The organism is Mesorhizobium sp. KR1-2 (assembly GCF_040045035.1).
In the GTDB taxonomy this organism is placed as follows: domain Bacteria; phylum Pseudomonadota; class Alphaproteobacteria; order Rhizobiales; family Rhizobiaceae; genus Pseudaminobacter.
This window is the reverse complement of the sequence record NZ_JBDZDS010000011.1, coordinates 44,483-64,682: the sequence shown is the minus strand read 5'-3', so window position 1 is coordinate 64,682 and position 20,200 is coordinate 44,483. Positions and strand designations below refer to the sequence as shown.

General features: G+C 64.8%; 15 protein-coding genes and 1 pseudogene. 13 read left to right on the top strand and 3 right to left on the bottom strand.

Features of this window, described 5'->3' with window-relative positions:
• Window positions 1-46: 46 nt before the first annotated feature.
• Window positions 47-1,351, top strand: coding sequence for an amidase (locus ABLE85_RS20025; RefSeq protein WP_348794475.1), 1,305 nt, complete (start codon window positions 47-49; stop codon window positions 1,349-1,351).
• Window positions 1,352-1,788: 437 nt separating this feature from the next.
• Here ABLE85_RS20025 and ABLE85_RS20020 read toward each other — a convergent pair whose 3' ends face one another.
• On the bottom strand, window positions 1,789-2,520 hold the full coding sequence (locus ABLE85_RS20020) for a FadR/GntR family transcriptional regulator (RefSeq protein WP_348794474.1): 732 nt from the start codon (window positions 2,518-2,520) through the stop codon (window positions 1,789-1,791).
• 255 nt (window positions 2,521-2,775) lie between these two features.
• Here ABLE85_RS20020 and ABLE85_RS20015 point away from each other — a divergent pair.
• The 3 genes and pseudogenes from ABLE85_RS20015 (at window position 2,776) to ABLE85_RS20005 (ending at window position 5,711) form a co-directional block, all read left to right on the top strand.
• A pseudogene (locus ABLE85_RS20015) lies at window positions 2,776-3,835 on the top strand (sugar phosphate isomerase/epimerase).
• A 91-nt stretch (window positions 3,836-3,926) separates the two neighbouring features.
• On the top strand, window positions 3,927-5,099 hold the full coding sequence (locus ABLE85_RS20010; RefSeq protein ID WP_348794473.1) for a Gfo/Idh/MocA family oxidoreductase: 1,173 nt from the start codon (window positions 3,927-3,929) through the stop codon (window positions 5,097-5,099).
• Window positions 5,100-5,306: 207 nt separating this feature from the next.
• On the top strand, window positions 5,307-5,711 hold the full coding sequence (locus tag ABLE85_RS20005; protein WP_348794472.1) for a Fur family transcriptional regulator: 405 nt from the start codon (window positions 5,307-5,309) through the stop codon (window positions 5,709-5,711).
• Between the two features lie 9 nt (window positions 5,712-5,720).
• Here ABLE85_RS20005 and ABLE85_RS20000 read toward each other — a convergent pair whose 3' ends face one another.
• Together ABLE85_RS20000 and polA are read right to left on the bottom strand one after the other, a co-directional pair.
• Window positions 5,721-6,779 (bottom strand): D-TA family PLP-dependent enzyme, encoded by a 1,059-nt coding sequence (locus tag ABLE85_RS20000; RefSeq protein WP_348794471.1) that lies wholly within the window; start codon window positions 6,777-6,779, stop codon window positions 5,721-5,723.
• Window positions 6,780-6,803: 24 nt separating this feature from the next.
• Window positions 6,804-9,776, bottom strand: a complete 2,973-nt coding sequence (polA, locus tag ABLE85_RS19995) for a DNA polymerase I (protein ID WP_348794470.1) — start codon at window positions 9,774-9,776, stop codon at window positions 6,804-6,806.
• A 419-nt stretch (window positions 9,777-10,195) separates the two neighbouring features.
• Between polA and ABLE85_RS19990 the strand changes: the two genes are divergently transcribed.
• The 9 genes from ABLE85_RS19990 to ABLE85_RS19950 all read left to right on the top strand — a co-directional run bounded on the left by ABLE85_RS19990 (window position 10,196) and on the right by ABLE85_RS19950 (window position 20,169).
• Complete coding sequence (locus ABLE85_RS19990) at window positions 10,196-11,584, top strand: M20/M25/M40 family metallo-hydrolase (protein ID WP_348794469.1); 1,389 nt, start codon at window positions 10,196-10,198, stop codon at window positions 11,582-11,584.
• A 17-nt stretch (window positions 11,585-11,601) separates the two neighbouring features.
• A complete protein-coding gene (locus tag ABLE85_RS19985) occupies window positions 11,602-12,219 on the top strand; it encodes a ribonuclease D (protein ID WP_348794468.1) in 618 nt (205 codons plus the stop codon).
• Window positions 12,220-12,412: 193 nt separating this feature from the next.
• Window positions 12,413-12,649: a hypothetical protein gene (locus tag ABLE85_RS19980; RefSeq protein ID WP_348794467.1), complete on the top strand. Its 237-nt coding sequence runs from the start codon at window positions 12,413-12,415 to the stop codon at window positions 12,647-12,649.
• Window positions 12,650-12,886: 237 nt separating this feature from the next.
• Complete coding sequence (locus tag ABLE85_RS19975; protein ID WP_348794466.1) at window positions 12,887-14,338, top strand: patatin-like phospholipase family protein; 1,452 nt, start codon at window positions 12,887-12,889, stop codon at window positions 14,336-14,338.
• Window positions 14,339-14,450: 112 nt separating this feature from the next.
• The gene (locus ABLE85_RS19970; RefSeq protein ID WP_348794602.1) at window positions 14,451-14,795 is read left to right on the top strand and encodes a carboxymuconolactone decarboxylase family protein; all 345 of its coding nucleotides are present in this window, start codon (window positions 14,451-14,453) and stop codon (window positions 14,793-14,795) included.
• Window positions 14,796-15,007: 212 nt separating this feature from the next.
• Complete coding sequence (locus ABLE85_RS19965; RefSeq protein ID WP_348794465.1) at window positions 15,008-17,284, top strand: transglycosylase domain-containing protein; 2,277 nt, start codon at window positions 15,008-15,010, stop codon at window positions 17,282-17,284.
• Window positions 17,285-17,358: 74 nt separating this feature from the next.
• Window positions 17,359-18,114: an SDR family oxidoreductase gene (locus ABLE85_RS19960; RefSeq protein ID WP_348794464.1), complete on the top strand. Its 756-nt coding sequence runs from the start codon at window positions 17,359-17,361 to the stop codon at window positions 18,112-18,114.
• Window positions 18,115-18,409: 295 nt separating this feature from the next.
• Entirely contained in the window at window positions 18,410-19,864 is a 1,455-nt protein-coding gene (gene cysG, locus ABLE85_RS19955) for a siroheme synthase CysG (protein ID WP_348794463.1), read from the top strand.
• Window positions 19,861-20,169: a DUF2849 domain-containing protein gene (locus ABLE85_RS19950; protein WP_348794462.1), complete on the top strand. Its 309-nt coding sequence runs from the start codon at window positions 19,861-19,863 to the stop codon at window positions 20,167-20,169. Before cysG ends, ABLE85_RS19950 begins: the two co-directional genes overlap by 4 nt.
• Window positions 20,170-20,200: the final 31 nt, after the last annotated feature.

Genomic DNA, 20,200 nt, shown 5'->3' with positions numbered 1-20,200 from the left:
ATCTCTTTTAGTCAACCGCGCCGGACCGAGGCAAGCAGGGGGAGCCATGCAGTCTAGCCGCGACCGTCTCGAAGCCGTCCTCGCGCGCCTCTCGGCCCGCTCGGGCGAGGAGCGCGTCTTCACCCGCGTCTATGCCGAAGCCGCCCGCGCCGCGGCCGACGCCGCCGATGCCCGCCGCAAGGCGGGCGTGTCGCTCGGCGCCCTGGACGGCCGGCTCGTCTCCATCAAGGACCTGCTGGACGTCGCCGGCGAGCCCACCTTGGCCGGTTCCGCAATCCGCCGCGAGGCGGCGCCTGCCGTGCGCGACGCGCTCGTCGTCCAGCGCCTGCGCCGCGCCGGGGCGGTCATCGTCGGCAAGACGGCGATGACCGAGTTCGCCTTCACTGCGGTTGGCACCAACCCGCATTTCGGCACGCCGGGCAACGCGGCCGATCCCGCCCGTATTCCCGGCGGCTCGTCCTCGGGCGCCGGCGTTTCCGCGGGCGAGGGCACCAGCGAGATTGCCATAGGCTCGGACACCGGCGGCTCCATCCGCATCCCGGCCGCGCTCAACGGCGTGGTCGGCTTCAAGCCAACCGCCCGGCGCGTGCCGCTCGAGGGGGCGTTTCCGCTGTCCTCCACCCTGGATTCGCTTGGGCCGCTGGCCAGGAACGTGGCCGACTGCGCCCGGGCCGACGCGATCATGGCCGGCGAGGAGTTTTGCGCCCCGCGCGCCGTGCCGCTCGCGGGCCTGCGCATCGGCCTGCCGCGCGGCCGCCTGCTGGAGGGCATGGAGCCGGCGGTCGAGGCCGGCTTCCGGCACAGTCTCGGCCTGCTGGAAGCGGCCGGCGCCCGCGTTGCCGACCACGGCATCGACGACATCGTCGACGCCATGATCGGCGCCACCCGCGGCGGCTCCATCGCCGGCATCGAGGCGGCGGCCGTGCATGCCGAATGGCTGGCCGATCCGGCTCTCGCGGCGCGGGTCGATCCGCGCGTCGCCGGGCCGCTGGCGCGCCGCGCCACGGTTTCGGCCGGCGCCTACATAAAGCTCATCGAGCGGCGCACGGCGCTAGCCCGCGCCATGGACGCGCGCCTGGCCGAGGTCGACGTCCTCGCCCTGCCTACCACGCCCATCGTCGCGCCGCTGATCGCCTCGGTGGAAAACGACATCGCCGCCCAGAACCGAACGGACGATCTCGTGTTGCGCAATCCGCAGGTCGCCAACCAGTTCGATCTCACCGCGATATCGCTGCCCATGCCCGACATGGCGCTTCCCGCCGGGCTGATGCTGTTTGCCCGCCACGGCCACGACCACCGCCTGCTCGCCATCGCGACTGCGGTTGAGGCCGCGCTGGGCAGGGCCGGGTAGGGGAGCGGCTAAGCGTGGATAGCGCCGGCCGCCGTCATCCTCGGGCCGGAGCACGAGCGAAGCGACGTGCGGAGGTTCCGGGGACCCATGCCGGTCGGCCAAAGCTGCCGCAGCGGTGCAGGCCGATCCGCGCAAATCACTGCGCCCCCTCCGGGATAACGCTTGGAAAAGCCGCGGATCAGAGCCGGGCCGACTTCCCCGGATAGTTTTCTGACGCGAAACCTGCCTCGGACTGCCGGTTGCGAGTCCGCGGCCTGGGTCCCCGGAACCTCCGCACTTCGCTGCGCTCGTGCTCCGGCCCGAGGACGACGGGAGGTAGGGCCACGCAGGCAGCCGATCACGGACGTCCCTCGCTTTGCCATCGCTTCCGCTCGGGGCGGGAGGGTGTTTTTCCGCAAGCCCTCAACGCCGGCGAGTTCAGGCATCCATCCCAGCCGTCATCCGGGCTGCCGTGCCGCGCTCTTGGGCTGGTTGGGCGCCGTGCCGGGTTCGGTGCCGGCGATCAGCCCCTTCCAGTAGCTCTCCGCACCTTGCAGATGCGCGCTCATCAGCGCCTGGGCGAGGTTGCCGTCGCGGCGCAGCAGCGCCTCGTAGATCCGGATGTGCTCGGCATGCGATTTGCGGCCGCGCTCGGGGTCGCTGAAATAGATCGGCAGGCGCTGCTCGCCCATGATGTAGTAGACGCTGCAGACCCGATGGAAGACGCTGTTCTTGGTCGCCCGCACGATCTCGAGATGGAAGTCTCGGTCCTGCTTGGCAAGGTCCAGGCCGGCAGCGAGCCGTTCCTCGGATTCCTTCAGGATCTCGCGCAGCCGCTCGTAGTTCTCCTCGGTGGCGCGGGAGCAGGCAAGCTCGGCGGCCTTGATCTCGTGGATCTTGCGCAGTTCCACCGTCTCGTAGATCTGGATCGGGTCGAGCGGCACGCCCGCCTTGGCGAACAGCGCCATGGCCTCCACGCTCGCCTGGCGGGTAGTGAGGTAGATGCCGGATTTGGCGCGCCGTTCCACGATGCGCATCGCCTCGAGGATCGCCAGCGCCTCGCGGATCTGGCCGCGGCTCACGGAAAAATGCTCGGCCAGCTCGCGTTCGGAGGGAGTGCGACCGGTCTCTGCGGCGGAGCAGGAAAACAGGTGGGCGGCAAGTTTGGCGAGCAGGTTGTTGTCTTTCATCGTCAGGCGCTCTGCTTGTGGGCCTCCGGGGGCGTTCGGAGGGAGGTCCGGGATTGCAATCATACCCCCCTCCACCGTCACAGTCTCCTCGATCGGTTTATGGATCATCGGATTCGCGGCGCAGACATGAAGCCCGGCGCAGAAGCCCCGCCCAGAGATTGTTGAAGGGTGAACACATCTGCGCGAACCGGCCGGCGGTTTGATGTAACCTGCGATTCCGGTTACGGTGACGCGCTTGAGGAGGGGAGCAGAAGCATGGCAAAGACGCTGAAGGGGCCGGGCAATATTTCTGGCGCAGTTCGCTGGTGACGCCGCGCCCTTCAATTCATTGAAAAGCATTGCGGAATGGGCGGCCGACCTCGGTTACAAGGGCGTGCAGATCCCGACCTGGGACGGGCGACTGTTCGATCTCAGGAAGGCAGCTTCCTCCAAAACCTATTGCGACGAGGTCAAGGGCATCTGCGCCGACGCGGGCGTGGAGATCACCGAGCTGTCGACGCATCTGCAGGGCCAACTCGTCGCCGTGCATCCCGCCTATGACAGCCAGTTCGACGCCTTTGCGCCGGCGGAGGTCCACAACAATCCGATCGCGCGCCAGAAATGGGCGGTTGAGCAGATGATGTTCGGCGCCAAGGCCTCGGAGCATCTCGGGCTGAAGGCTTCGGTCAGCTTCTCCGGAGCGCTCGCCTTCCCTTACCTTTACCCCTGGCCGCAGCGGCCGGCGGGGCTGATCGAGGAGGCGTTCGGCGAACTCGGCAGGCGCTGGAAGCCTATCCTCGACGCCTATGAGGAGTCGGGCGTCGACCTCTGCTGCGAGATCCATCCGGGCGAGGACGTGTTCGACGGGGCGACCTTCGAGATGTTCCTCGATGCGGTCGGCGGCCACAAGCGCTGCAACATCAATTACGACCCGTCGCATTTCCTGCTTCAGCAGCTCGACTACCTGGCCTTCATCGACATCTACCACGAGCGCATCAAGGCGTTTCACGTCAAGGATGCTGAGTTCAATCCGGACGGGCGGCAGGGTGTCTATTCGGGCTATCAGGGCTGGGTGCAGCGCGCCGGCCGCTTCCGCTCGCTCGGCGACGGCCAGGTCGATTTCTCGGGTATCTTCTCCAAGCTCGCCGCCTATGACTATGAAAGCTGGGCGGTGCTGGAGTGGGAATGCTGCCTGAAGCATCCCGAAGTCGGTGCGGCCGAGGGCGCGCCTTTCATCGACAGCCACATCATCCGGGTGACGGAAAAGGCCTTCGACGATTTTGCCGGCGGCGCGACGGACCGCTCCGCGCTGCGCAAGATGATGGGCATTTGCTGAGCATCTGAACCGGCGGCCCGATCGCGGAGAGGTTCCGGTCACCGGATAGGACATGGTTCAAGACGGACGAGCCGCGAGGGGAGGTTTCGACATGGCGATAGAGGGACGCAGCGAGCGCAGGGAAGGCCCGATCCGCTACGGCATGGTGGGCGGCGGGCAGGGGGCTTTCATCGGCGGCGTGCACCGCATTGCCGCTCGCCTCGACGGCGAGTTCGAGCTTGTGGCGGGCGCGCTGTCGTCCGATCCCGAAAGGGCGAAAGCTTCGGGCGCCGAGCTCGGGCTCGATCCGGAGCGCACCTATGGCTCGTTCCAGGAGATGGCCAAGGCCGAGGCGAAGCGCCCGGACGGCATCGAAGCGGTGGCCATCGTCACCCCCAACCACATGCATTATCCGGCCGCCAAGGCGTTCCTCGAAGCCGGCATCCACGTCATCTCCGACAAGCCGCTGACCTCCAACCTGGCCGACGCCAGGAAGCTCGCCGCACTGGTGGAAAAGACCGGTAAAGTCTTTGTCCTCACCCACAATTACACCGGCTATCCGATGATCCGGCAGGCCCGCGAGATGGTGCAGAAGGGCCAGCTCGGTGAAATCCGCGTGGTGCAGGCCGAGTATCCGCAGGACTGGCTGACCGAGAAGGCCGAGGACAAGGGCTCCAAGCAGGCGGCGTGGCGCACCGACCCCAAGCAGTCGGGCGCAGGCGGTTCGACCGGCGACATCGGCACCCATGCCTACAACCTCGCCCGCTTCGTCACCGGGCTGGAACTCGACAGTCTTTCGGCCGACCTCGACGCCTTCGTGGCCGGGCGCCAGCTCGACGACAACGCGCATGTCATGCTGCGCTTCAAGGGCGGGGCCAAGGGCATGCTGTGGGCAAGCCAGGTGGCGCCGGGCAACGAGAACGCGCTGAAGCTTCGTGTCTACGGCACCAAGGGCGGCATCGAATGGGCGCAGAGCGACCCGAACTATCTCTGGTACACGCCCTTCGGCCAGCCCAGGCAACTCATCACGCGCTCGGGCGCTGGCGCCGGGCCTGCGGCGGGCCGCGTCACGCGCGTGCCGGCCGGGCATCCCGAGGGCTATCTGGAAGGTTTTGCCACGATTTATGCCGAAGCCGCCAAGGCGATCCGCGCTGCGCGGCGCAAGAACGGCAAGCCGGCAAAGGACGTGATCTTCCCGACCGTCCATGACGGCGTCGAAGGCGTGGCCTTCGTGGAAGCCTGCGTGAAATCTTCGAAGAAGAACGCGGCCTGGACGAAGCTGTAGCGCCGTCGGAACAGGTGGGGCCGGCGGCAGGGCAGCACTCGATTCGGCTGCGGCTGGGACAACGGATGGCGCCGATGCCCGGCATCGCGCGGCCTCCCGCAGTGGCAAATTGCCCATCAAATCGCTATGTGAGCTCAAGAGAGTGACAAACCTGCCGTTTCGAGCCAAGTTTCGAAGCAGCGGGCAAGGAAGGGCGAGAGCAACATCATGGCGGCAAGGGACAGGCTGACGAAGAACCAGCTTCGCGTGCTCGAGAAGCTTGAGGCTTCGAGCGGGCCGCTCAGCGCCTACATGCTGCTCGACCAGTTGCGCGATCAGGGTTTTCGCGCGCCGCTGCAGGTCTATCGCGCGCTCGACGGGCTGATGAATGCCGGCTTCGTCCACCGGCTGGAGAGCATGAACGCCTTCGTGGCCTGTTCAGAGCCGCACGACCACAGTCACCGCATGATCGCCTTCGCCATTTGCGACAAATGCGGCCAGGTTTCGGAGTTTTCCGACGAGGTCATCGGCGAGCAGCTCGACGCCTGGGTCGGCTCGACAGGTTTTGCCGCGAAACGAGCGGTGATCGAATTTCGCGGCACCTGCGCCAAATGCGCGGCGCTGGCGGCGTAAGCCGGCGCCTCAGGTGATGCGGCCGCGCGCCACTACCGGCCAAGCCGCGACGAACTCTTCCCCATGCACGATCTGAACCTCGTCGACCATGTTGACGACGACGCAGGCATGGTTCGGCACGATACGAATGCGTTGCCCCACGGTCAGCCCAATCTCGCCTTGCGAGACAAGGCGGCCGTGCTCCTCCGACAATTGGTCGATGGAAATGTCGGGGCGCCCCAGCACGTGGCCGTAGCCGGTCTGGCCGAAAAGGTCGGAGGTCAGCGTCTTGCTGCCGGCATCGATGATGGCGCGGTTGGGCGCCGGAACCGAAACCACGGTCGCCAACACGGTCAGGGCGCAATCCTCCCAGCCGCAGGCGCCGCGCGCCACCAGCGAGCGGTCGTTGTAGATATAGGTGCCCGGTCGGTATTCGGTCACGATCGGCGCTTCCGCTGCGTCCATCATGCTCGGCGTACCACCCGAGGTGATCATGGGAACGGCAATGCCCTTGGCCTCGATGAGATCGCGCGCTTTGCTCATGAACTGCTGCACCGCAGCCGCGCCGTTGACGGGCGGGTAGGTCATCAGCCCTGCGAAGGCCAGGCCTGGTGCCGCCGCGATCCGCCGGGCAAGCTCTACGGCTTCATCCGGCGTGGAGACGCCGCAGCGATTGGCGCCGGTGTTGCATTCCACCAGCACCGCAAGCGGCTTGCCCACTTTGCTGAAATGGGCCGAAAGCCCGTCGACAACGACGGCATTGTCCGCAACGACGCTGAGCTTCACTTTGTCGTTCAGCTTGGCCAGGCGCGCGAGCTTTGCCTCGCCGATGATGTTGTAGGTGATCAGCACATCGGTGATGCGCTCGCTTGCCGCGATCATCGCCTCAGCTTCGGAGACTTTCTGGCAGGTGATGCCGATCGCGCCGGCATCGAGCTGCATCTCGGCCATATAAGGGAGCTTGTGGGTCTTGATGTGAGGGCGCACGCGAATGCCATGCCCGTCCGCATAGGCCTGGAATTTCTCGACATTGCGGCGCGCGAGGTCGAGGTCGACCAGGACAGCGGGCGTTTCGATGCGCGACGTCATTTTCACCTGCTCCTTACGTCAGTGTCAGTGCGCCTCGTCCCAGTTGTCGGCGGCGCGGGCTTCGACCTGCAGCGGCACCTTCAGCGCCACGGCCGGCATGGCTGCACCTTCCATCACCGAGCGCACGACCGGCAGCGTCGCCTCGACCTCTTCGTCGGGCACCTCGAAGATCAGTTCGTCGTGCACTTGCAGCAGCATGCGAGCGCCGAGGCCGGCTTCCGGCAGCGCCTTTTCCATCCTCACCATGGCACGGCGGATGATGTCGGCGGCCGAGCCCTGGATCGGCGCGTTGATCGCCGCGCGCTCGTTGAAGGAACGCACCTGCGGGTTGGACGAGCGGATTTCCGGATAGTGCGCACGCCGGCCGAAGATGGTCTCGACATAGCCGTTCTCGCGGGCGAAGGCCTTGGTGCCGTCCATGTAGTCGCGGATGCCGGGGAAGCGCTCGAAATAGCGCCGGATGTAGTCGCCGGCTTCTTCGCGGGCAATGGAGAGCTGGTTGGCAAGGCCGAAGGCCGAGATGCCGTAGATGATGCCGAAATTGATCGCCTTGGCGCGGCGGCGGACTTCGGAGGGCATGCCCTGGACCGGTACGCCGAACATCTCCGACGCCGTCATGGCGTGGATGTCGATGCCGTCGGCGAAAGCTTGCCGCAACTGCGGAATGTCGGCGACGTGCGCCAACACGCGCAACTCGATCTGGCTGTAGTCGGCCGACACCAGCCTGAAGCCCTTGTCGGCGATGAAGGCGGTGCGAATCCGGCGACCTTCCGTCGTGCGGATCGGAATGTTCTGCAGGTTCGGCTCGGACGACGACAGGCGACCCGTCGAGGTGGCGGCCATCGCATAGTTGGTGTGGACGCGCTTGGTCTCGGGGTGGATGTAGCCGGGCAGGGCGTCGGTGTAGGTCGATTTCAGCTTGGTGAGTTGGCGCCAGTCGACGATCTTGCGCGGAAGTTCGTGGCCCGTCGCCGCCAGGTCTTCCAGCACCTGCGCGGAGGTCGACCACTGGCCGGACTTGGTCTTGGAGCCGCCGGGCAAGCCCATCCTGCCGAACAGGATGTCGCCGAGCTGCTTGGGCGAGCCGATGGTGAATCGCTCTCCGGCGAGCCGGTAGATCTCGTCCTCGAGCGCGGCTGCGCCCTGCGCGAGCTCGCCCGAAAGGCGGCTCAGGATTTGCCGGTCGACAGAGATGCCGCGCTGCTCCATCTGCGCTAGGACAGGGATCAGCGGCCGTTCCAGTCGCTCGTAGACAGAAACCAGGCCCTTGGCCACCAGCCTCGGCTTCAGCACGCGCCAGAGCCGCAAGGTGACGTCGGCGTCCTCGCCGGCGTAGCGCGTGGCCTTGTCGATGCCGACCAGATCGAAGGTGGTCGCCGCCTTGCCGTTGCCGGCCACGTCCTTGTAGGCAATCGTCTTGTGGCCGAGCCAGCGCTCGGCCAGCGCGTCCATGCCATGGCCGCCGTTCAGTCCTGCGTCGATGACATAGGAGATCAGCATCGTGTCATCATACGGGGCGACGTCGATGCCATGCCTGCTCATGATGACGAGATCGTATTTCATGTTCTGCGCGACCTTGAGGACGGCAGGATTCTCCAGCAGTGGCTTGATGAGCGCCAGCGCGTCGCGGATCGCGATCTGATTTTCGACAAGGCCGCCACCGAGCAGGTCGTCCTGGCCGTTCTTGTGGCTCAGCGGCACATAGGCAGCGCGGCCGGGCCGCGTGGCGATCGAAAAGCCGCAGAGCTCGGCCAGCATCGGGTCGAGCGAGGTCGTCTCGGTGTCGAAGGCGACCACGCCGGCCTCGGTGGCTTCGGCCACCCAGTCGGCCAGCGTCTGCAAGTCGCGGATGCAGATATATTTGTCGGTGTCGATCTTCTCGGCGACGGCCGCATGCGCCCGCGCCTCGGCGAGCGCGGACGGGGAGAGCCCGTCTGAGCCTCGACTCGAAACGGCTTCCGAGGCGGGGGGCGCATTTTCAGCCACCGCGGTAGCGCTTTGCAGCGCAGGCGCCTGGGCGGAAGCGGCGCCAACATCGAGGTCGGGGCCATGGGCCTCCTCTTTCCGCTGGACGATGACGGTCGCCGGCTCGATCTCCGCCGCTTCCGTGCCGGTCGTTTCCGCCACGCGGCGGGTGAGCGACGAGAATTCCATCGCCTTGAGGAAGGAGATCAGCTTCGGCCCGTTCGGCGGCTGCAGCACGAGTTCGTCGAGCGCCTCGAGCACCGGCACGTCCGTCCTGAGCTTCACCAGCTCGCGCGAGATGCGCGCCTTGTCGGCATTGTCGATGATCGACTGCCGGCGCTTGTCCTGCTTGATCTCGCCGGCACGTGCGAGCAACGTGTCGAGGTCGCCGAACTGTTCCAGAAGCTGGGCTGCCGTCTTGGGGCCGATGCCGGGCACGCCGGGCACGTTGTCCACGGAGTCGCCCGTCAGCGCCTGCAGGTCGATCATCTTTTCAGGGGGCACGCCCCATTTCTCGACCACTTCCGGAATGCCGATCTGGCGATCCTTCATCGGGTCGTACATGGAAACCGACGGCCCGACGAGCTGCATCAGGTCCTTGTCGGACGAGATGATGGTCGCGTCGCCGCCGGCCTCACGGGCCATCCGCGTATAGGTGGCAATGATGTCGTCGGCCTCGAACCCTTCAATTTCGATGCAGGGCACATGGAAGGCGCGGGTCGCCTGGCGGATCAGCCCGAATTGCGGGATCAGGTCTTCCGGCGGCGCCGAACGGTTGGCCTTGTATTCCGCATAGAGATCGTGGCGGAAGTTTCTCGAAGAATGATCGAAGATCACTGCAAAATGCGTCGGCACGATACCGACATCGGTGTTGCGCGCGTCCTTCATCAGCTTCCACAGCATGTTGCAGAAGCCGGACACCGCGCCGACCGGAAGACTGTCCGATTTGCGCGTCAGCGGCGGCAGTGCATGATAGGCCCGGAAGATGTAGCCGGAGCCGTCAACGAGGAAGAGGTGATCGCCTGTTTTCATGGAGTTAGCCCTACCTTGCGGGCCGAAAACTGTCCATTGCAAAGCGCGGAAACGGCGTCTGCGTCCTGCCAAAGCTGACAGTTTTGGCGATCACGGTTATGTTACAAAACCGTAATCTAGGCGCCCTTGAATTGCCATGTTGCTCGCTCCAAATACCGATCATCGGCAATCTTAGCCGAGTCCGGATAAGGCCCGTCCCCCGCCTGGACCGGACGTTGCGGCAGCCTAATCCCCCCTCTCCGGGCTGCCGCACCCTTTTTAAAAGTCGCCGCCGTGGTTCCCCTCCACCACGGCGGCATTTTTTTGTGCCCCGGGATGGAGCTGCGCCCCGATCACGGCGATTGTGCCTCGCCAACGGGCTTTTCATCTGGAGGTGCGTTGCTCTAGGGTGGCCCCGCAGAATCGAAAGGCCATGAAGAATGCTCGCCATCGCACCCGTTCTCGATCAAATCGACGCCAACCTCGACCAGAGCCTGGAGCGTCTATACGAACTGCTTCGCATCCGCTCGATCTCGACCGACCCGGCTTTTGCCGGGGATTGCCGCAAGGCGGCCGAGTGGCTGGCGGCGGACCTGAAGTCGATCGGCTTCGAGGCCAGCGTTCGCTACACTCCCGGCCATCCGATGGTGGTGGCCCATCACGATGGCCCGTCGCCCGATGCGCCGCATGTCCTGTTCTACGGCCACTACGACGTGCAGCCGGTAGACCCGCTCAATCTGTGGGAAGACGATCCGTTCGATCCTAAGCTAAAGGAGCTCAGCCCGGGCCGCAAGGTCATCACCGGCCGCGGCTCCTCCGACGACAAGGGCCAGCTGATGCTCTTCGTCGAGGCATGCCGCGCCTACAAGCAGGTGCACGGCAAGCTGCCCTGCAAGGTCAGCATCCTGTTCGAAGGTGAGGAAGAATCGGGTTCGCCTTCGCTGAAGCCGTTCCTCGAGGCCAATGCGGCCGAGCTCAAGGCCGACTTCGCCATGGTCTGCGATACCGGCATGTGGGACCGGACCACGCCCGCTATCTGCGTGGGCCTCCGCGGCATGGTCGGCGAGGAGGTCGTGGTGCATGCGGCCGATCGCGATCTCCATTCGGGCGAGTTCGGCGGCGCGGCCGCCAACCCCATCCGTATCCTGGCCAAGGTGCTGGCCGACATGCATGACGAGACCGGCCGAGTGACCATTCCGGGCTTCTACGACGGCGTCGAGGAAACGCCCTCGCAGGTGTTGAAGTCCTGGGAAGCCCTGGGTGAGACCACGGAGAGCTTCCTGGGCGAGGTCGGCCTTTCCATTCCCTCTGGCGAGAAGGGCCGGTCGGTCCTCGAGCTGACCTGGGCGCGGCCGACCGCCGAGTTCAACGGCATCACCGGCGGCTATGCGGGCGAGGGCTTTAAGACGGTGATCGCGGCCAAGGCCTCGGCAAAAGTGTCGTGCCGGCTGGTGCACAAGCAGGACCCGGACAAGATCCGCGCCGCCTTCCGCGACTTCGTGCGCGCGCGCATCCCGGCCGACTGCTCGGTCGAGTTCCATGAGCATGGCAGCGGGCCTGCGATCCAGCTGTCTTACGACTCGCCGTTCCTCATCAAGGCCCAGCATGCGCTGACGGATGAATGGGAGAAGCCGGCGGTGACGATCGCCATGGGCGGTTCGATCCCGATTGTCGGCGACTTCCAGACCTTCCTTGGCATGGAATCGCTTCTGGTGGGCTTTGCGCTGGTCGACGACCGTATCCATTCGCCGAACGAGAAATACGACCTGTCGTCGTTCCATAAGGGTCAGCGCTCCTGGGCGCGGATTCTCGATGCGCTGACCCGCTGAAATTGGAAAGAACCGAGATGACCATCCGCTTCCACAAGAACGACCTACCGGACCTGTCGAACTACAATGTCGATGCTGTCGCCATCGACACCGAGACGCTGGGTCTGAACCCGCACCGCGACCGTCTTTGCGTGGTGCAGATCTCGCCGGGTGACGGCACGGCGGATGTCATCCAGATCGCGCAGGGGCAGAAGAGCGCGCCCAACCTCGTGCGGCTGCTTGGTGATGGCAACATCACCAAGCTGTTCCATTATGGTCGCTTCGATCTTGCCGTGCTCTACAATGCCTTCGGCGTCATGCCGGAGCCGGTGTTCTGCACCAAGATCGCCTCGCGGCTGACGCGCACCTACACCGACCGTCACGGCTTGAAGGACATCTGCTCCGAATTGCTTGGCGTAAGCCTTTCGAAGGTGCAGCAGTCGTCCGATTGGGCGGCCGAGACACTGACGCCGGAGCAGATCGAATACGCCGCTTCCGACGTGCTATACTTGCATCGCCTGCGTGAGGTTCTGGTGGCAAGGTTGGCGCGCGAGAACCGGAGCGCGGTTGCCGATGCCTGCTTCCGCTTCTTGCCGGCACGGGCAAGATTGGACCTCATGGGATGGGAAGAAACCGACATTTTCGCCCACAGCTGACGGTGGTCGGCTTTCGCAAGACCTTCCCATTTCTGAATTGTCGATTGAGTTCATGCAACTAGCATGAACTCAATAATGTTTGGAACAAAATCCACCCAGTAGCGTTTCCGGTATCGGCTCGTCCGCGCGAGAGCTTATTTACGATATGCGCGATTTCCTTGTCTTAAACTTGCTTGGTTGGAGTTTTTGAGCCATGGTACTCGTTCAGGGGGCTTGGGAGGGTGAGATGTTTTTCCTGGCACTCTGGATTATCTGTACTGGTGTTACGATCGTTATTTCATCATCCAGGGGATCAAATGCTTTTGTTTGGTTTTTAGTTGGAATTTTACTTGGACCTGTCGGTGTATTGATGGCTATATTCTATCCGATATCTAAAAGCACCCAAAGTATTGAAAAGGCGTCCCAGCGCAGGGCCGGTGACCGGCAATAGGAAAGAACTGCGAAGCCGGACCGAAGGCGACCGCGCAAAAAATGCCCTCCGATGAACTCTATTCTTGATCAAAAGACGCGCTACCACTCACCGGAACAAGCCGAATTTTGATTCCACTGGGCCGCTCGAATCCAGATGTTGGCAGACCGAGACTCTTGAAGGACCGGTTCGCCCGTGCCATCCTAGAAGTCAGAGGGGAATTCGGCGGTAGGGGCCTTCCAATCAGTGCCAAATGCAATGTCCAAGCTGCTGGGGGCGATAGGCCTTGCCACGGTGGTTGCAGCCGCGGGCTGCGTCGCGGTCGATACCACACCGATAAACTTCGTCAGCGCCGAACCCGCCGGCCCATCCCCGGACTACATCCCCGATGCCACTGACGACGGCTCGACCGTGGTGGCGCTGTCGTTTTCAGGCGGCGGCACGAGGGCGGCGGCCTTCGGCTATGGCGCGCTTCTGGAGCTCGACGCGCTGATCATCGACGAATTCCCCGTCAAGCGCACATTGGTCGACAATGTTCGCACTGTCGCCGGAACGTCGGGCGGCGCCGTCCTGGCGGCCTATCTCGGCTACAAGGGCAAAGATGAGTACCGGGATTTCCGCGAACGGTTTCTGTACCAGAACGCCGAAGCCAATATGGCCACCAGCGTCTCGCCCGGTACCGTGGCCAAGGTGGCACTCCGCGGCGGCGCGAATGACCGGAACAGCTTTGCCCGATGGCTGGACGACAACCTGTTCGATCACCAAACCTTCTCGGCGTTCGACAAGCCGGGCAGGCCGCTGGTCTGGGTGACCGCCTCGGACATCTACAACAATACGCCGTTTCTGTTCACCGAAGACACATTCGCCGCCCTGTGCAGCGACCTCAACCAGCTCAAGATCTCCGAGGCCGTGGGGGCATCGGCTGCGGTTCCGATTGCATTCGCGCCGATGATCCTTAAGGCGCCCAAGATCAATTGCGACTACCAGCGCCCGCACTGGGTGAAGCAGGTCTTGGAGGAGACGGACAATCCCTCGGTACGGTTGCAGGCCTATGCTCGAACGCTCGACTCCTACCAAGCCGATAAAAATCTCAATTTCGTCAGGCTACTCGACGGCGCACTGACCGACAATCTTGGCATCACCGGTCTCACCCTTGAGCTGGCAAAGGCGGATAAGCCGTATGCGCCGCTGTCGCCGCAGCAGGCCGTCAGGCTCCGCAACTTTCTCTTCATCGTCACCGACGCCGGTAGGCGCATCTCGTATGAGTGGGGTGAGACACAGAGCCCGCCCCATCTGGGGAATATCGTTCGCGCCGTGTCGGACACCGCGATTGCGTCGGCGAACAGGAGCGGGTTCGACGCGATCGATCTCGCCCTAATTCAATGGCAGGAAGCTCTGATCCACTACCGGTGTGGCCTTCCGCGGGAACAGGTGCTCAAGCTGCGCGGAACCCTCGATGGATGGGATTGCCGCAACGTGACGGTAACGACCGAGTACCTCTCGTTCCGCGACGCGGATCCGGACTCTTCTGCTCGCCTCAACAAGATGCCCACGCGGCTCAAACTGGCTCGCAGCGAAGTCGATCTCGCCATCGAGGCCGGCAGGCAGGCGGTGCGCAATAATCCCAACATCCAGAAAGTTGCGCAGGAAGCGCGGAAGGGTGCATTGATATTCGACGCTGTCGAAGCAAGGCAGCTGGCACGGCAGTGATTCAGTTACGGCGCCGCCAATAAAGCTGACGCTCAGCCACCCCGGGAATTTGAGCTTTTCCGCAACCGTTACCCATGTCATCCTGATCGGCACCAGGAGGGTCAGACAGATGATGTTCGACTGGACTGACTATCGGAAACAGCTTCTTGCCAGGATCGCCGAGTTTGGAAGGATCAGCCCCGAGACTATCCGTGGCTATCGTGCGCTCGGCGATGCGGGCGCCAAGACCGGGTTGCTCGATCCGAAAACACGTGAATTGATCGCGCTCGCGGTGGCAGTCACACGACAGTGTGATGGTTGCATCACTGTCCACACGGATGCGGCAATCAAGCATGGTGCCACACGCGAGGAGATTGCCGAAGCGCTGGGTGTGGCCGTTGCGGTGAATGCCGGTGCGGCGCTGATCTATTCGGCGCGCGTGATGGACGCATACTCGGCCCATCAAGTCGAGCCATAGCAGGGCTGCAAAGCTCATCACGGAAGCTGCCGACCGCTTGGCCGAAGCCGGCTTGAGACGCGGTGAGCAGAGCAGCAGCATGTGGCAACGCACGCCGCCTAGAACGCTGTTCTTCAACGGCTTTTTCGAAACGCAGGTTAATGCCTCGTTAATTCGCCGCATTTACTGTCCAGTCGATGCCCACAGAAAGCATCGACGGGCAGCGGACGGGCATGGCGAAGAAAGACAACAGGCGCATAGAGCCGACATTCGACGGCCCCGCCGAGCGCGAGGACGAGTCGGGCCTGTCGGTCAGCGAGGACGATCGCGTCGTCCCTTCTTCGCGCCGCAACCGGGAAGTTGCCCCGCGCCGCAAGGCGGAGAAGGCGGAACGGGCTGAAAGGCCTGAGCCGAAAGCGCGGCGTGGACGTGGAAAGGTCAAGCAACGTCGCGGCCTGTTCGGCGGCCTGGGACGGCTGATTTATTGGGCTTTCGTCCTGGCAATCTGGTGCGGTATCGCCGCCGCCGGCGTGCTCATCTACTACGGCGCGCAGATGCCGAGCTCAACGACCTGGTCCATTCCCGACCGGCCGCCAAACGTGAAGATCGTGTCGGTCGACGGCAAGCTGCTCGCCAACCGCGGCATGACCGGGGGCGAGGCCGTCGGCTTGCATGAAATGTCGCCCTACATCCCGCAGGCCGTGATCGCGATCGAGGATCGCCGTTTCTATTCGCATTTGGGCGTTGATCCGCTCGGCCTCGCTCGCGCTTTGGTCGGAAATCTCACCCGCGGCCGCGTCTCGCAGGGCGGCTCGACGCTGACCCAGCAGCTGGCCAAGAACCTTTTCCTCAAGCCCGACCGCACTCTCGAGCGCAAGGTGCAGGAAGTGCTGCTCGCGCTCTGGCTGGAGCACAAGCACACCAAGGACCAGATACTCGAAATGTACCTTAACCGGGTCTATTTCGGCTCCGGCGCCTATGGCGTGGAAGCGGCCTCGCGCCGTTATTTCGGCAAGTCGGCGCGCGACGTGACGCTTTCGGAAGCGGCTCTGCTGGCCGGCCTGCTCAAGGCGCCGTCGCGGCTTTCCCCAGCGCGCGATCCCAAGGCGGCGGAGGCGCGCGCGCAACTCGTGCTGGCCGCGATGCGCGACGAGAAGATGATCACCGACAAGGAGCTGACAACCGCCATGAGCGCGCCGGCGACCCGCGCCGCCGCCTACTGGACCGGTTCGGAGCACTATGTCGCCGACCGGGTGATGGAAGATCTCCCGGGCCTCATCGGCGAGGTGCGCGGCGACATCATCGTCGACACCACCATCGACCTGACCCTGCAGAACCTGGCCGAAAAATCCATTCGCCGGCTGATCGACGAGAACGGCAAGAAGCTCGACGTCAGTCAGGGCGCTCTGGTGTCGATCGACAATTCCGGCGCGGTGCGCGCAATGGTCGGCGGTTACGACTACGCCAACAGCCAGTTCGACCGCGCCGCGGAGGCGCGCCGCCAGCCGGGCTCGACCTTCAAGCCCTTCGTCTACCTGGCCGCGATGGAACAGGGCCGCACGCCGGACAGCATCCGCAACGACGCGCCGATCAAGATCGGCAACTGGACGCCCAACAACTATAACGGCAAGTATTACGGCCGGGTCACGCTGGCGACGGCGCTGGCCAAGTCGCTGAATTCGGTCGCGGCGCAGCTCGCCATGGAAGTCGGACCCGAGGCCGTCGTTGAGGCGGCACGGCGGATGGGCATCGAATCGCCCTTGCAGGCCAACGCCTCGATCGCGCTCGGCACCTCCGAGGTCACCCCGCTGGAGCTGACGGCCGCCTATGTGCCGTTCGCCAATGGCGGCTACCGGCCGGAAATCCACTTCATCCAGCGGGTCACCACGGCCTCGGGCGAAGTGCTCTACGAGAACACCGGCGGCAATGCTCCGCGTGTCATCCGCCCCGAGATCGTCGGCATGATGAACGCCATGATGACCGGGACGGTGGAGGTCGGCACCGCCAAGAAGGCGGCGTTCAACTGGCCCTCCGCCGGCAAGACCGGCACGAGCCAGAATTCGCGCGACGCCTGGTTCGTCGGCTATACCTCCAACCTGACCACTGGCGTCTGGTTCGGCAATGACGACGGCAAGCCGATGAAGAAGGTGACCGGCGGCGCGCTGCCGGCGCAGGCCTGGCACGAGTTCATGGTGGCGGCGCATGAGGGTGTTCCGGTTGCGCCACTGCCCGGCACCTGGAAGCCGTCTCCGCAGGACGAACTGACCGACCCCGAACTGGCGCCCTCGGTGCCGATGGCCGGCGATGGCATTCCCGCTCCGCAGCCGGAGGATCAGCTTCTGGGAGAGGTGGCCAGGGCGATCGACGCGGCCGAGCCTGATGGCGGGTTCGTGCCGATGCCGCGGGAGGCGCCGACCTCGTCGGTCGGACGCCCGGTTCCGCAGGCCGATGTCGGTGGGCCGGTCGTCCGGCGCCAGGGCTCGATCCTCGACGTGATCCTCGGAAACTGAGCCAGGCGGCTGCGGCCAAACACCACTCGCCAGCGCGATTTCCATCGTCTACATAGGCGGCGGGAGATCGCATCATGACCGCCGACACAGCCGACGCAAGAAAGACCATCGTCCTGACCGGTGCCAGCCGCGGCATCGGGCACGCCACCGTCAAGCGCTTCTCGCGCGAAGGCTGGCGCGTCATCACCTGCTCGCGCCAGGCGTTTGCCGAGAATTGCCCCTGGCCGGCGGGGCCGGAGGACCATATCAAGGTCGATCTCGCCGATCCGGAGGATGTCGGCCGCGCCGTCGCTGAAATCCGCCACAGGCTGCAGGACCAGGGCGGCAAGCTCCATGCACTGGTCAACAATGCGGGCATCTCGCCGAAGCTCAAGGACGGCAGCCGCATGAACTCGCTGGAGACGCCGATGCATGTCTGGCGCGATGTTTTCCAGGTCAATTTCTTCGCGCCCATCATGCTGGCGCGCGGCCTGTTCAAGGAACTCGAGGCCGCGCAGGGCTCGATCGTGAACGTCACGTCCATCGCCGGCACGCGCGTCCACCCGTTCGCCGGCACCTCCTATGCCACGTCGAAGGCGGCGCTCGGCTCGCTGACCCGCGAGATGGCGCACGACTTCGGCCCGCACGGCATCCGCGTCAACGCCATCGCGCCCGGCGAGATCGACACCTCGATCCTGTCGCCCGGCACCGACAAGATCGTCGAGACCATCCCGCTGCGCCGCCTTGGCGCGACGTCGGAAGTGGCCGACATCATCTACTTCCTCTGCTCGGGTCAGTCGTCCTACGTGACTGGGTCCGAAATCCACATCAACGGCGGCCAGCACGTCTGACGTGCGGCCGCCCGGCATGGCGGCAACAGGCGGAAATTTCACGAACCGGAGATGGCTGTTCGGGTGCGCTTCCGGGCGCTCCCGAAGCTCGTGCCGTTGGCAGATCTTTCGCGAAAATGAGGCTGGCGATCGCCGCGTGAAGGCGTCTCGCGGCAAGGCCGGGATTATTTTTCCGCCGCGGTCATAACCAGCAGAAAAACGATTGCGTCCCCTGTTTGGCGGCGCGAGTGCATTTCTTCTGCTGTCCGGGGCTCAGGGCTACAAATCATGACGATAGCCGGAACCCTTTTTCGCCATGACGCAGTCGCCCGCCAAGCTCAACGCCTTTCCCGTCTTCATGCGGGTCGAGGGCGAAGCCGTGGTCATCGTCGGCGGCGGCGACGAAGCTTTCGCCAAGGCGCGGCTGCTTGGCCAGTCGAGCGCCCGCATCGTGGTGCTTTCAGATCGGCTCGATCCTGAATTCGCGGCCTGGATCGAAGCCGGCAGCGCGACCCATGTCGAGGCCGTCTACGATCCTGCCCGCCTTGAAGGTGCGGTTCTGGTCTTCGCCGCCACCGGCGATGCGGTGCAGGATCGCATGGTCTCGGAAGACGCGCGCCGCCTGGGCATTCCGGTCAACGCCGTCGACCGGCCCGAGCTGTGCGACTTCTTCACGCCGGCGCTGGTCAACCGCGCGCCCTTGGCCGTCGCCATAGGCACCGAGGGGGCTGGGCCCGTGCTGGCGCAGATGGTGCGCGCCAGGATCGATCGCATGCTTTCGCCCTCGCTCGGCCCGCTTGCTTCGCTTGCCGAGACCTTCCGCGAGGCCGCCGAGGCTTTCATGCCCAAGGGTGTCGCCCGCCGCCGCTTCTGGCGCGAGTTTTTTAGCGGTGCGCCGGCGCGCGCTATGGAGCGCGGGGAGCTAGGCGAAGCGCGCCGGGCAGCATCGGAATTGCTTGCGCAAGACGAACCGGCGCATGGCCATGTGGCGCTCGTGGGCGCGGGGCCGGGCGCGGAGGATCTGCTGACGCTGCGCGCCCACCGCCACCTCATGGAAGCGGATGTCGTCCTTTATGACGCGCTGGTGCCCGAGGCGGTGATCGCCATGGGCCGGCGCGATGCCGAGCGGCTGCCCGTCGGCAAGCGCAAGGGCTGCCATTCCAAGTCGCAAGCGCAGATCAATACGCTGCTGGTCAGCCTGGCGCGCGAGGGCAAGCGTGTGGTGCGGCTGAAGTCGGGCGACCCGCTGGTGTTCGGCCGGGCCGGCGAGGAGATGCAGGCGTTGCGCGATGCCGGCATTTCCTATGAGGTCGTTCCCGGCGTCACTTCCGCCTTTGCTGCCGCGGCCGATTTCGAATTGCCGCTCACCTTGCGTGGGGTCACATCGTCGATGGTCTTTACCACCGGGCACGACCTCAAGGGCAAGTCGTTGCCGGACTGGGCCAAGCTCGCCATCTCGGGCGCGACCGTTGCCGTCTATATGGGCCGCTCGGTGGCCGCCGATGTCGCCTCGCGGCTGATCGCGGCGGGTCTTGCGCCCGACACGGCCGTCGCGGTGGTGGAAAACGCCAGCCTCGCCGACCGCCGCAAGTTCCACGGCACGCTGGCCGACCTGCCCTCGCTGGAGCAGCGCACCGACCTTTCCGGCCCGGTCATGACCATCATCGGCGATGCCGTTGCCGGCGCCAATTTTACGGGCTCCGAGCCGCTGGCCCGCTCCATTCGCGCCAACAGGGCCGACGCCCAGGATTTCAAGGAAAGCGTGGCATGAAGATACTGACCGCCAACCGCCTGACCGACGGCGAAGCCGTGTGGTTTTCGACCGCCCACGTCTGGGCCGAGACGATCGTGGGGGCCGAGATTGCCACCGACAAAGCCGGCGAGGCCCGTCTTGAGGCCGTCGGCAACGCGGCGCTTGAGAACAACGAGGTTGTCGACGTGAACCTGATCGACGTGGAACTCGTCGACGGCGAAATCCGTCCGACGCGGCTGCGCGAACAGATCCGCGCCGCCGGCCCGACCAACCGCATTGACCTTGGCAAGCAGGCCCGCCCCGACATTTCCCGCGCGGCGTGAAGTTTTGGCCATCCGGCCCATTGAGAGACGA